This is a genomic window from Dolichospermum sp. UHCC 0259 (assembly GCF_009711935.1).
GTDB lineage: Bacteria > Cyanobacteriota > Cyanobacteriia > Cyanobacteriales > Nostocaceae > Dolichospermum.
The window spans coordinates 5235-5980 of record NZ_VIKX01000239.1; the positions used below are offsets into that span (position 1 = coordinate 5235).

At 41.4% G+C, this 746-nt stretch carries 2 protein-coding genes; both read right to left on the reverse strand.

Features of this window, described 5'->3' with window-relative positions:
* Positions 1–108, reverse strand: a 108-nt coding sequence (locus FJR05_RS20375; protein WP_168645812.1) for a GDP-mannose 4,6-dehydratase, incomplete at its 3' end; no start/stop codon positions are given.
* Position 109: 1 nt separating this feature from the next.
* Positions 110–535, reverse strand: a complete 426-nt coding sequence (locus tag FJR05_RS20380) for a hypothetical protein (RefSeq protein ID WP_168645810.1) — start codon at positions 533–535, stop codon at positions 110–112.
* Positions 536–746: the final 211 nt, after the last annotated feature.

Consider the following 746-nt stretch of genomic DNA (forward strand, 5'->3'; position numbering starts at 1 on the left):
TTGGGCATCCCTGGAAGTTCCACAGACTGTGTAGCCTTGATTTAGCAACAATTGTGCTAAATATGCTCCATCTTGTCCAGATACTCCACAAATCAGAGCTTTTTTCATGTCAATTCATTACCCAGAAGTCTTTAACACTGTTACCTCCAAGCATTCGGGATTGCCTATAGGTAAATTCTCCTACAGAAGGATTACGATGGGGATGAATGACACCGGTTGCTTGTTGCCAAAGTTCGGCAGGGGCAAGAGATATCTCGTATTTAGATCCATGCTTATGGACATGATACCATTTTGTTTCTTGACACTCTTCGCACCAAAAAGCCTCTAACCACTCACCTTGTAAAGAAACTGTAGTTTTATTGGCGACTAAAATCATCGCTTCTCGACGAGCAATACCCCGCTCTTGTAGTTGTCCGGCTTTTTCGGCAAATAATCCATGTTTTTGGCTAACACTATCTATGTAACAACCATGTATAGGACAATATATAGCTCTCCGTTGGGAACGTTTCCGATTTCGCTCACACCTTTTCTGCACTTCGGCCTCCTGATTACTAACTAAATAATAGATCGTAAGAAGGTTGTATGGGAGGGACTGAGATCAAAAAGACCATCAAAGCCCAACTCCTGATTCAACGTCATCTGAGGTATTAAATTTTGTTAACTGAGTTGTCTGAGATTTACTGAATTTGTTGTAACTGTTCACACTCCCCCACTAAAAAGGAATTAGGAAGTAACAGGGATAGGAG